Origin of the sequence: Dyadobacter luticola, from assembly GCF_005860805.1 — a bacterium.
GTDB classification, from domain to species: domain Bacteria; phylum Bacteroidota; class Bacteroidia; order Cytophagales; family Spirosomataceae; genus Dyadobacter; species Dyadobacter luticola.
Genome location: NZ_VCEJ01000002.1, coordinates 445,259 through 457,238 on the forward strand (window position 1 = coordinate 445,259; position 11,980 = coordinate 457,238).

At 45.9% G+C, this 11,980-nt stretch carries 11 protein-coding genes; 5 read left to right on the forward strand and 6 right to left on the reverse strand.

Going from position 1 to position 11,980, the window contains the following annotated elements:
* Nucleotides 1–120 precede the first annotated feature (120 nt).
* Nucleotides 121–861: a tyrosine-protein phosphatase gene (locus FEN17_RS01795; protein ID WP_138363603.1), complete on the reverse strand. Its 741-nt coding sequence runs from the start codon at nt 859–861 to the stop codon at nt 121–123.
* A 356-nt stretch (nt 862–1,217) separates the two neighbouring features.
* On the reverse strand, nt 1,218–2,990 hold the full coding sequence (locus FEN17_RS01800) for an ABC transporter ATP-binding protein (RefSeq protein WP_138363604.1): 1,773 nt from the start codon (nt 2,988–2,990) through the stop codon (nt 1,218–1,220).
* 91 nt (nt 2,991–3,081) lie between these two features.
* Here FEN17_RS01800 and FEN17_RS01805 point away from each other — a divergent pair, with 91 nt between their 5' ends.
* From FEN17_RS01805 to FEN17_RS01825, 5 genes are all read left to right on the forward strand, one after another.
* Complete coding sequence (locus FEN17_RS01805; RefSeq protein WP_138363605.1) at nt 3,082–3,723, forward strand: 3-keto-disaccharide hydrolase; 642 nt, start codon at nt 3,082–3,084, stop codon at nt 3,721–3,723.
* 218 nt (nt 3,724–3,941) lie between these two features.
* Nucleotides 3,942–5,258: a DEAD/DEAH box helicase gene (locus tag FEN17_RS01810; RefSeq protein WP_138363606.1), complete on the forward strand. Its 1,317-nt coding sequence runs from the start codon at nt 3,942–3,944 to the stop codon at nt 5,256–5,258.
* A gap of 229 nt (nt 5,259–5,487) precedes the next feature.
* The gene (locus FEN17_RS01815; RefSeq protein ID WP_138363607.1) at nt 5,488–6,141 is read left to right on the forward strand and encodes a DUF1361 domain-containing protein; all 654 of its coding nucleotides are present in this window, start codon (nt 5,488–5,490) and stop codon (nt 6,139–6,141) included.
* A gap of 54 nt (nt 6,142–6,195) precedes the next feature.
* Nucleotides 6,196–6,927, forward strand: a complete 732-nt coding sequence (locus FEN17_RS01820; RefSeq protein ID WP_138363608.1) for a class I SAM-dependent methyltransferase — start codon at nt 6,196–6,198, stop codon at nt 6,925–6,927.
* A complete protein-coding gene (locus tag FEN17_RS01825) occupies nt 6,928–7,641 on the forward strand; it encodes a pseudouridine synthase (RefSeq protein WP_229208647.1) in 714 nt (237 codons plus the stop codon). It begins immediately after the preceding gene.
* 4 nt (nt 7,642–7,645) lie between these two features.
* Here the strand turns inward: FEN17_RS01825 and FEN17_RS01830 are convergent, their stop codons facing one another.
* The 4 genes from FEN17_RS01830 to trxB form a co-directional block, all read right to left on the reverse strand.
* The gene (locus FEN17_RS01830; RefSeq protein WP_138363609.1) at nt 7,646–8,620 is read right to left on the reverse strand and encodes a cytochrome c family protein; all 975 of its coding nucleotides are present in this window, start codon (nt 8,618–8,620) and stop codon (nt 7,646–7,648) included.
* Nucleotides 8,621–8,970: 350 nt separating this feature from the next.
* Nucleotides 8,971–9,699, reverse strand: coding sequence for a bacillithiol biosynthesis deacetylase BshB1 (gene bshB1 / locus FEN17_RS01835; RefSeq protein ID WP_138363610.1), 729 nt, complete (start codon nt 9,697–9,699; stop codon nt 8,971–8,973).
* 12 nt (nt 9,700–9,711) lie between these two features.
* A complete protein-coding gene (locus FEN17_RS01840; RefSeq protein WP_138363611.1) occupies nt 9,712–10,788 on the reverse strand; it encodes a peptidoglycan DD-metalloendopeptidase family protein in 1,077 nt (358 codons plus the stop codon).
* 77 nt (nt 10,789–10,865) lie between these two features.
* The gene (gene trxB / locus FEN17_RS01845) at nt 10,866–11,825 is read right to left on the reverse strand and encodes a thioredoxin-disulfide reductase (protein WP_138363612.1); all 960 of its coding nucleotides are present in this window, start codon (nt 11,823–11,825) and stop codon (nt 10,866–10,868) included.
* Nucleotides 11,826–11,980: the final 155 nt, after the last annotated feature.

An 11,980-nucleotide genomic window follows, 5' to 3' on the forward strand; every position in this document is an offset into this window, starting at 1 on the left:
TGCAAATCTGTTCTTGGGAAACGACAGAGCTCGCGAAGCGCCTGGCAGGATTTTCTTGGTATTGTACAATGAAGTGTGTGGGAGTTATCTCTTACAAATATAGAATAAATTCAATTATCGTCATGGTATATCTATAAGTTTTTTATTTTGAAACGGATATTTCATGATCCAGTTATTTCGATTACTCTTCTGTATCATTTCCAAATGCTGAATCTTATGCGCGTCCGTGCCCAGGAATGTGATCAGATTATTGGTCAGCAGCCACTCGGCCATTTTTGTGATGTTTTCGCCGTAGTAGCCGCTTAATGACAGAATGTTTACTTGCAGCTCGCAGCCCTGGTCTACCAGTTTTTTGTAGACGTTGGGATCATTGTAAAAGTAGGTATATCGCTCAGGATGCGCCAGAACGGGCTGATATCCTTTTTGAATGATGGAAAAAAGCGTCTCCGAAGTGTTCATCAGCGGCGTGGAGTAGGGGAGTTCCACAAGCAATCTTTTGCCAGGTAATGTCAGAAATTCCTGACCGGAAGAAAGCAATTCGTTGAAGTGTTCGTCGATGAAATATTCGGCGGCGGCGTCTATTTTAACAGTCAAGCCGGCAGCGGAAATGGCTTGTCGTACTTCTTCTAAACCTTTGCGAATTATCTGCGGCGTATTTTTATAGCAATCCCATATAATGTGGGGAGTCGTCACAATGTTGGTATAGCCGAGCGCTTGCATTTTGGTAATCATTGCCACGGACTCTTCTACCGTTTCAACGCCGTCGTCTATTCCAGGAATGAGATGAGAATGTATATCTATACCGATGTGGTCTAAACTTACTTTCTTATCCTTTTTCTTATCAAATAACCAGTTGAGCATATGAAATTCAGCCTTTGAGTCTTCGCTTTTCAGAATTGAAAATCGCGCCTGCTGGCCGGAATTTTGATTTTATTAAAGTTGGACAAATTTAAGATAAAAAATATGACTTCATGCAGAATTTTCTACGGAATATTTTGCTTTTCCCTAAAAATGTAAAATTGTATTATTCTTTTGTAACATTCAAGGTTTTTGCATCCCGCTATGTTTTTTCAAACCCCTCAACTGGTCATTCGGGACGATTAGGCGATTGTAAGTCCGCAAACGGTTACAAAAAGTTGGATAAATCGATGTTTTGTGGGAATGGAACTTGTCCGTTTTAAAGTAGCGATATTTTGAAATATTCTTCGAAATACTTATTAACCGTTCTGCGCTTCCTTCTGATGTTTCCACAAATCCTGAAAAACCGTACTATGTTCACGCAAGTCGATAAAAGTCCCTTCATCCACCACACGACCATCGCGCAGAATGTACACGTAATCGAACTTGGTCAGTAAATGCAGGCGATGTAATGTTGATATAACGGCTTTGCCTTTGAATTCGGTGAACATCTTATCGTAAATCAGCGCTTCGGTTTTCGGATCGACACTGCTGGTGGGCTCGTCGAGTAAAACTATATCGCTGCCCCGTGCTGCCAGAATTCCTCGTGTCAGCGCCAGTCTTTGTTTTTGTCCGCCTGATAAGTTCACTCCTTTCTCCTGAATGTTTGAGGCTAACCCGCTGGGTAACTTCTCGATAACCTCCGTGAAATGCGCGATCCGGCAGACATCCAGAATTTCTTTTTCTTCAAATGGTAAGCCGAGCGTAATGTTGTAAGAAATCGTATTTTCGAAAATCTCCGGGTCCTGAGGGAACAATGTTACCTGGTCTGCCAACATTTCGATATCCGCATTCCGTCTTTCATCTACGCTGATAGTAGTACTTTTTTCGGGCTGGTAGAGGCCACGCAGCAGCGCCAGCAATGTGCTCTTTCCGCTTCCGCTTTCCCCGATAAATGCAATTCGATCGCCGCGGCGGATTCTTATATTAAGACTATGCAGGCTGTGCGCCCGCTGGCCGTCGTCATACATGTCATTGTGCGAAAAATTCAGGTTTTCAATGCGGATCTCGCGCCAGTTGACAGGCAGATCTTCCGCTTCATCATGCCGGTGCTGATTTTGATACGCTTCTCCGATGGACCTTGCAGTCTGAACCTCAGTGTTATATCGAATAATTTCAGTGTATTGCCAGGCGATATCCTGGAAAACACTCGTGAACTGATTGACATAGCTCAGCAAGGTCACGAGACCGCCGACAAGGAAGACTTCGCCGGGCACGTAGTGTTGATATACGTAACCGATAGTAACCACCACATAGATAATTCCGATGAAAACACTTGCCACAAACCATTTCCACTCGTTGATCACAATCGACCTTTTAAAAGGCGGAAAAATGTCGAGCACTTTCTCCATTAAACTCGACTTCATCCTCTTTTCGAGGCGCAGGGTGATCACCGTAATGATGTTGGAAAGGCTGTCAAAAAGCGTGGAAGAAACAACATGCTCTTTTTCGTTGGTTTCGTCGAGCGCTTTGATAAAGGGTTTGTCAAATTTGAAAATAACCCAAACATTGATGATGCCGATCAGTACCCCGATGCCTCCAAAGACCGGCGAAAACCACACGATGGCTATAAACGAGAAAACAAATTTTGCAAAAGCGTGCAGGAACATGAAACCGTTTTGGAAAAACTCTTTCAGTGCTTCGTAGGCTTTGCGTATCCGGTTGATGGTCGCGCCACTGTGATGGTCCTGGTGCCATTTAATTGGTAGGTGCAGCGCCTGGTGGTACATTTCGTCCAGAAAATTCTTGCTGAGATCAAAGGCCAGCTTACGCTCCATAATGCGCGCTGGTCCGTGAAATGCCCATTCTGCCAACATTAAAAAAAAGTAACCCGCCCCATAAATCCATACATTATTTAAAACCTTCGAAGGATCTTTTTGAATCGATTCCACAAACCAGCCGTAAATGAGCGGATTGGCTGCCAAAACCACATTTGCTATCACAAACATCGCGTAAATCAGCAGGTAACGTTTTCGTTGCTGACGTGCATAACGCCAGGCCGTGGCGAGCAACGACAGGTAAGGATTCTTCATTTAGCAGCAGTAGTTTTTGCCCGAATTCGAATTTTGATTCTTAAATCATTCGGAAGAAATGGTGTCAAATTTATTAACTACAAAATCATATATGAAAAAAGGTCTCTATTCAATTGGTGTTATCTTATTGTTAATCGCCGTAAATGCAACCTCAGTATTGGCCCAGGATGGCTGGATTTCGCTTTTTAATGGCAAAAATTTTGACGGCTGGAAAATCGGCGCAAATGCCAGTTCTTTCACGGTTGTCGATGGTACGATCCAGGTAGCTGGCCCACGCGCGCATTTGTTTTATGATGGGCCGGTAAAAAATCACATGTTCAAAAACTTTGAGTTCAAAGCGACTGTCATGACCAAGCCTGGCTCTAACTCAGGGATTTTTATTCACACAACTTATCAGGAAGACGGCTGGCCTTCGCAAGGTTATGAAGTGCAGGTAAACCAGTCGCACACCGATTACAAACGCACCGGTAGCTTGTATAATGTCATCGATGTGAAAGAAACTTATGCGAAAGACAACGAATGGTATACCGAATATATCAAAGTGGAAGGCAAGCACATTACCATCAAAATCAATGATAAAGTGGTGGTAGACTACGAAGAATCAGATGTAGACAAACGCGAAGGCGAAATGAAAAACCGCTTCCTGAAAACCGGCACCTTCGCATTACAAGCACATGATCCTAAAAGCGTCGTGTTTTATAAGGACATTATGGTGAAGCCGTTGACGGAGTAACATACGATTTTTTGGTCATTGATTGTCATTGGTAGAATGACAATCAATGACTCAACTTCCCACTCGAAATTCCCCCTCAGCTGCCCCCCGCCTTTTCATTCCGGCCTGAATTTTTTATATTTGTTGAAATCAAGCGGTTTGCTGACTGGGAAATTGAAGTCAGCTCTATCTATAACACGTTTGTGAAAGCCTATTTCACAGACTTTAAAAGCTGAATTTTGAATTTCAACGAATTTGAACTCCACGAAGACGTGCTTAGCGCCGTGGATTCCATGAACTACCAGCAGGCTACACCGATCCAGGAACAAGCTATTCCTTACATTCTGAGCGGCAAAGACTTGCTGGCCTGCGCTCAGACCGGTACAGGTAAAACAGCCGCCTATCTCATTCCTATCCTCGATAAAGTCGCGCATGAATCCAATGTGCACACCGGCGCGTTGATCCTCGTGCCAACCCGCGAGCTGGCAGTGCAGATCGACCAGCAGATCCAGGGATTGGGTTATTTTGTAGGTGCAACCAGCATTGCAGTTTATGGTGGAAATAAAGGTCCTGAGTGGGACCAGCAGAAAAAAGCATTGACCCAGGGCGCCGACATTATCATTGCCACGCCCGGCAGGCTGATTGCACATTTGCAGCTTGGGTACGTCAGTTTTCAGAGTATCAAACATTTGGTGCTCGATGAAGCGGACCGTATGCTGGATATGGGCTTTTTAAGCGATATTTTAAAAATTATGAGCTTTTTGCCTGCCAAAAGGCAGACATTAATGTTCTCGGCTACGATGCCGTCGAAAATCGGGGAGCTTGCCAAGAGAATCCTGCACAATCCCGAGGAGATCAGGCTGGCTGTTTCAAGGCCTGCCGATCGTATCGATCAGCAATTTTATCTGGCAAAGGACGAGCAGAAATTACCGCTGCTAATACATTTGCTTAGTCAGGTCGAAAGTACCAGCATGGTATTGTTCACCTCCCGTAAGTCAACCGTCGAGCCGATTGTCCGGGCCCTGAAAAAGCTGGGAAAAGGCGCGCATGGCATTTCTTCGGATTCGGAACAAAGCGAGCGGGAAATTGTGCTGCGCGATTTCAAAAACCGCCAGTTTCCGATCCTGGTTGCGACAGATGTTTTGTCCAGAGGTATAGATATTGATAACCTGAGCCACGTGGTCAACTACGATGTGCCCCGCGACCCCGAAGATTATGTGCACCGTATAGGGCGTACGGCACGTGCCGAATCAAAAGGAATTGCGATCACATTTATCAATGAGCACGACCAGAAATATGTTCAGAAAATAGAGCGGCTTTTTGAAACCGAGGTTGAAAAAAGGGCGATTACCCAAGATCTTGGGCTGGGAGAGGCGCCGGCGTTTGAGCCGAGGCGTTCGCGGCCGTCCAATGATCGGAAGCGTAAACCTTCCGGTAGTAACCAGGGCAGCAGGCCTGTCAGCCAGGCAGCCAAGCCAGGTGATGAAAAATCATCAAGAAGACCTAAGAGACGAAAACCGAAAAAGGAAGAAAAGAATAACCCCTCGCAGGCATAGCCAGCAATCAGAGTTTGTCAGACTTGACAGCACCCAGGCGAAGCAAATTGTAATTATATCAATGTTTGCTGTAATGTAACCAATGTTATCAATGTGGTATGCATTTTTTGCTTTTCATTTGCCTGCTTTCAATTGTCTAGCATGAACCTAAATTGATTATTGTTTGGACCGTTTAATAGATTGGATAAGAAATTATAAGTTTAGCGTTTCCGATCCTCCCATTGTAACCATGGAGGGCTTGTTTTCGCTTTTACTACTTTTAATTTTAAGTCTTGCCGCAGTTTTTTTCCACCTGATCAGAATCCTTTTCAATGCACCCGTCGATTTTTCGATGGACTGGAACCTGTTCCTCAGCTGGATTCCGCTGATCATCGCATTCTTTGCCGATAGTCTTACCAAACGTTTTGAAAACATCCCTGTTGCACTCGCACTGCTCAGCATTACTTGGCTGGCATTCCTGCCCAATGCACCCTACATGATTACCGACCTCGCGCACCTTACGGTTGATTATCAACGCGATCTGACCTGGCATGACACGATCATGCTATTTTTTTATGCAGAAGTGAGCCTTTTCAATGGTCTGGTATCGCTTTACTGGATCCACCGGTCGTGGCGGCGGGTGTATTCCAAAAGGTTCGGTAACATTCTGCTGCTGCTGAGCCTGCCTACCGCGGGGTTTGGCGTATACCTGGGTAGGGTTCGCCGGATGAACAGCTGGGATATTATTCACGAGCCGGGTGTCATTATCAATAATCTGCTCGACAGCATTCTAGACCGTACTGCGCTGGTTTTCAGCTTTGAAATAGGGTTACTTTTGGGAATCCTGTACCTCGTGCTCTGGGGAATTATCCGGTTCAGGATCAGATATAGCAAGAAGAACTAGCACAATCAGGGTAAATTGATTTCTTTTGCCCGAAACCTCTAAAAACTTACATCCATGCAGATTTCTGACAATGTAAAGGAATCTTACTCAGCCCAATACGACCAAAGTGTGGTCGACTGGCGCAATACCGGCGCGAAGTATAAAGCGCTGAACATTGTGGAGCTGGCAAAAAATATCAGCTTCAAAAATGTGCTGGAAGTGGGGGCGGGAGAGGGCAGTATCCTCAGCTGGCTGTCGCAGTGGGATTTTTGCAAGGATTTGAATTGCGTCGAAATTTCGGAAAGCGGCATTCAGCTGATCAAAGAAAAGAACATTAAAAACCTGAATGATATCCTGCTTTTCGACGGCTATAAAATCCCGTATCCAGACAATCATTTCGATTTGGTTATCTGCTCACACGTGCTCGAACATGTTGAGCATGAGCGGATTCTGCTGCGGGAAATCAAAAGGGTTTCCAAATATCAGATATTCGAAGTACCGATCGACTTTTCTTTTTATGTTGATAAAAAACTGAAACATTTTCTTTCCTACGGGCATATCAACATTTATACACCAGCATTATTCCGCTTTTTGCTTCAATCTGAAAATTTTAAGATTGAAAAAGATATATGTCATTTATACCATGATGAGGTAATTAAACCGATCTATAAAGACAATCCGACAGGCTTCTATCTCACCAAAGTGAAACATTTCCTGCTGCGCTTGTTCCCATACTTTTTAGGAATAAAACCAAATTCCTACGCAGTACTCACCTCAAAAACCGAGAAAGACCTCGCGATCTTCTAGGTGCCTGCATTGATTGATTTTCTGCTTCCCATCATTTACCAGGACGAATTTCTGGTTGCGATCAACAAGCCGCACGGATTACTGGTCCACCGGTCGTTCATCGCCAACGATACCGATCAGTTTGCCGTACAAATGTTACGCGACCAGCTCGGCCGGAAAGTATATCCCGTCCATCGTCTTGATCGTAAGACCGGCGGCGTGTTGTTGTTTGCTTTAAATGAGGAAGTTAATAGCTTAATGCAGCAGCAATTCCAGGAAGGAAATGTGCAGAAGACTTACCATGCAGTCGTAAGAGGTTTTACAGAAAGTGAAGGTTTTATTGATTATCCGCTCAAAAAAGAAGACGGCACAAGTCAGGAAGCATTGACCAATTACCGAACATTAAAGCATGCAGAAGTCCCTTTTGCAGTTGGAAAACACCCGACTTCAAGGTATTCTTTGGTGGAACTGAAACCGACCACCGGGAGGATGCACCAGCTCAGAAAACACATGGCGCATATTTTGCACCCGATCATCGGCGACCGGCCGCACGGCTGCAACAAGCAGAACAAATATTTCAAGGAGCAGCTCAATATGGATACCATGTTGCTGCACGCCAGTCAGTTGGCTTTCCGGCATCCGGTAAATAATGCGCCGGTCATGATCGCGGCGCCGATCCAGTCCGAGTTCTCACGAATGCTCGATTTGCTGGACCTGGCGCCGCTTTCGATCTGAAATATTAGTAAGGATTAAATTTTACGACTTCATTATTTTGTACCGGAACCGTGCGGAGGTAAGCATAAATCGCCTGTAAATCAGTTTCTTTCATGCCCGCATACATCATCCACGGCATTGGCGTATTGGCGCCATTTGCTTCCACTTTGTGAGGCACATAAGTCGAGTCTTTGTATTGTTTGAACCGCCGCACAAACTGGTCGCGGCTCCATAGGCCGATACCGGTTTTATTATCCGCCGTAATGTTGGCAGACCGCGCAGTGCCGGTTGGTAGTTTAAATTCCATCCCGCCGCCAAACTCGGTGCCTGGTACACGCGCACCTTTGTCGAATTTGCTGTGACATTCCACGCAGCCCGCAGCCAAAGTCATGTAGCCACCGTAAGCAACTGTATCAGACTCAGCAGGTTTCTTGCCCAGATTTGCTTTGGAAGGCATGGTATTCAGCAGCACGCTCACCGGGAAATCCGCCTCCGAAGGCTCCACATCGTGCTGGACCGGTTTCAGCGACCGGACGTAAGCAATAATGCTGTAAAGATCTTCCTGATCGAGCTGACCATAAGCGTGGTAAGGCATTACCGGAAACAATGCGTGACCGTCGCGGCTCACCCCGGTAGTTACTGCCCTGAAAACTTCACCGTCAGTCCATTCGCCGATGCCATAAGGTGATATATTTCTTGCGTAAAAATTACCCGGAAATCCGGCGTCTTTGCTGAATTTTTCACCACCACCGCCAAGTTCTTCGCCCACGAGCGGACCGGCGTAAAGATTCATATCCCTTTTGCTGTGACAATCCATGCAAACCGTCACATTGTGGGCCAGATACTTGCCCCTTTCAATCCGTTCAGGTGTTTTCTCAATTTTAATGTCGGGTGCCTCGCCGACATTAGGGAGCGCCGTTTTAACATAAGCAATTCCGGCAAGGGCAAAGACGATGAGGACGGCGAGTAGGATGCCAACGATTTTTAAAAGTTTTTTCATTTACAATTCTGGTGTTAAGTATAAACAGAGGTACTGAATCCGAAAGTCAGCAGGCCTCTTTTTGTACTGTAAATTCTTGTCGTTTAAACAAAAATCTATTTAACGGCAACCAGAAAGTTTTTTATCGGCTTTTTGTAAAATGCTTGCAACGTATTTTTCCGGAAGGGAGTCTGAAAGAAAATGACTTGCCTGAATTATCTATTTGCCATGAAAAATAAAGTAATCCCTGCCCTCTATTTGGGGCTGGCCATGTTCGGCCTCTGGATGATCCTCTCGTCCTGAGTAGCGACATCGCCGCGTCGCAAAACAAAAAAGCCATCGTGATTTTACTTACGATGGCTTTTTGTTGTTTATATAAAAACTGAAATGTCCTTAACTCCCAGCCTTCGGGAGGTTGTAAAACCTTCCCCGAATGTTACCCCCACTGCGTGACCCATTTCCCTGGCCCTGGCGATGATGAATTCAAGGAATTCAGGCGTTGAAATGTAGCTCTGTGGTTCGCCTTCGCCTTTATATTCCGGAATGTGAAACTGGCTTTTGAATGCACGCACCGCCTCGATTTTTTTATCATGAAAATCGGTGATATCGACAATGAAATCCGGCTGAATGAATCTGTCCTGGATCGCGTGAAAAACCTGTTTGGGCCGCCACGCTTCCTGCTCATTTCCAGCCTCATCATACGTTTTGATCATTCGCAGCCCCGAGTAAAAGCAACTCTCCGCAACCAGCTGACCGCCTCTGCCATGATCGGGATGGCGGTCGGTTATAGCATTCGTGATGACGATGTCGGGCTGGTATTTTCTGATAAAAGGAATGATCGCTTTTTGGTGGGCTTCGTCATTAACGAAAAAGCCGTCGGCCAGTCCGACATTCTCGCGCACTGTAATTCCCAGAATTTCAGCAGCGTCTTTTCCTTCCTGGATGCGTCCTTCGGGAGTACCCCGCGTCCCCAGTTCTCCGCGGGTCAGGTCTATGATCCCGACTTTTTTACCGAGCGCAATCTGGGACAATAATGTGCCGGCGCAGCACAGCTCAACGTCATCGGGATGGGCTGTGATGGCTAAAATATCTAATTTCATGATGAATGCTGATTATTTGATGCGGAGCTTTTGCCCGATCCGCAGGGTCGAACGCGTGGACATCCGGTTCCGGCGGGCAATCGAAGAAATGCTGACGCCATATTTGGAAGCGATGGAGCCCAATGTATCCCCGGACCTTACCTTATGTAAAATCGAGCGGCTGTAAGCGGCTGGCGCGTCACCGGATTCGAATTCACTTTTATTTGATTTTCCTCTTAAATGATCCCAGACGCTGCTCGTAAGCAGGAAATGATCCGATTTGATCGAAGCATTATCCCAGTCGAAAATGTTCCGCGGATCGAAAGGGTTACCCTCATACCGGTTCTCATAATGCAAATGTGAACCTGAGCTATGGCCGGTATTTCCGCCCAGCCCGATCACCTCGCCGGCTTTCACAATCTGCCCCGATTCCACCATTTGTTTTGAAAGGTGACCATACAATGTTTCCAATCCATTATAATGTCTCACCACAATAAATTTTCCATACCCGCTGCCGTCCCACGCCACAATCCGCACCATCCCGTCATACGTACTGCGCACAGTATCACCGGTTTCCAGATCTAGGTCGGTACCATTATGCCAGCGTCCCCAGCGGTAGCTGAAATTCGAGGTCGTCGGCGTGCGGGCCATCGGCGCGCTCCATTTACGGTTGAGCGCTTCATTATATAATGTTAAATCGACGGGCTCATCGAATTCCAAAGCTTTCAAACCATAAGGATTGATCGTCCGTGCGTCCCAGATTACATAATATTCCGCCGCTTTCACCCACTCGTCGGCCACCTGTAGCGAATCTTCCACGATCACGACTTCCGTTTCACCTTCGTCGATGGTCGTAGTATCCTCGTTTACAACCGGGTTCAGCGGTTTTACGGGTTCAAACTGGTTTTGAAATTTCAAATTGGAAGTTTCTACCTGGTATTCATCCTCAGGCTGAGGCGCGGTAGCTTTTGTAGTAGGGCCTTCGTTGGCGTTATTGCCGGATTGATTGATTTTTGGATTCCTTTTAAACTTGCCCCGCTCTTGCGCTTGTGCATTCCAGGAGAAGAGGCACAATGTAAGCAGCAGGCTTGCTAAAAAATTTACTTTCATAGTTCAAAAATGGATCAGACTATATGTACCTGAAAATGATACATATAGTCTGAGAATTTTAGGGGTTGGGCAAATAATTAAGCTGTTTCCTCGATAATAATTTCAACTTCACGTTCCATCAAAAACCGCTCGGCATCCAGCGCAGCCATACAACCTGTACCAGCTGCTGTAACTGCCTGTCTGTAAACATTATCCTGCGCATCACCACAAGCAAAAACACCTTTAATGTTAGTGCAGGAGCTACCTTTTACAGTCTGGATATAGCCGGTTTCATCCATATTAAGATAACCTTTGAAAATATCCGTATTCGGTTTGTGGCCGATTGCTACAAAGAAACCGGTTGCGTCCAAAAGTTGCTCCTCGCCGGTTTTATTATTTTTTACCAAAACCGATTCAAGCGCGTGTTCACCGTTCAGTTTCACCGTGTCGGTGTTCCACAAAATCTCAATGTTTGGCAGCATTTCAACTCTTTTCTGCATGATCTTCGAAGCGCGCATTTCGTCGCGGCGAACCAGCAGATACACTTTCCGGGCTAATTTGGCCAAATAGCTTGCTTCTTCCGCGGCAGTATCGCCGGCACCTACCACCACCACATCCTGTCCTCTGAAAAAGAAACCGTCACACACCGCACAAGCCGAAACCCCGTGACCATTCAATCTTTCCTCACCTTCAAGGCCCAGCCATTTGGCCGAAGCGCCGGTGGAAACGATTACCGAATCAGCCGTGATTTCGTGTTTGTTATCAATAATTACCTTGTGCGGATAGGAAGTAAAATCAACCGCGGTAGCCAGTCCGTACCGAATATCCGTACCAAAACGTTTTGCCTGTTTTTCAAAATTGATCATCATTTCCGGGCCGCTGATGCCGTCGGGATAACCTGGATAGTTATCGACTTCCGTCGTGATGGTCAGCTGACCGCCAGGCTGTGTACCCTGGTAAAGTACCGGATTCAGTCCGGCCCTGGAAGCATATATAGCAGCGGTGTAACCGGCAGGGCCGGAACCTATGATCAAACAAGAAACTTTTTCAGATGACATATTTATTAAATACTAAATGTTTATTAACGAATCAACCCTAATAATTTGAAAATCAGGGCGGCCTGGAACAGGCGATTACTAGTGTGTATGAGGGAGCAATACCATGATCGTCCTCGATGAATACAACATTGGCAGATCGACAAAAGTGCGAAATT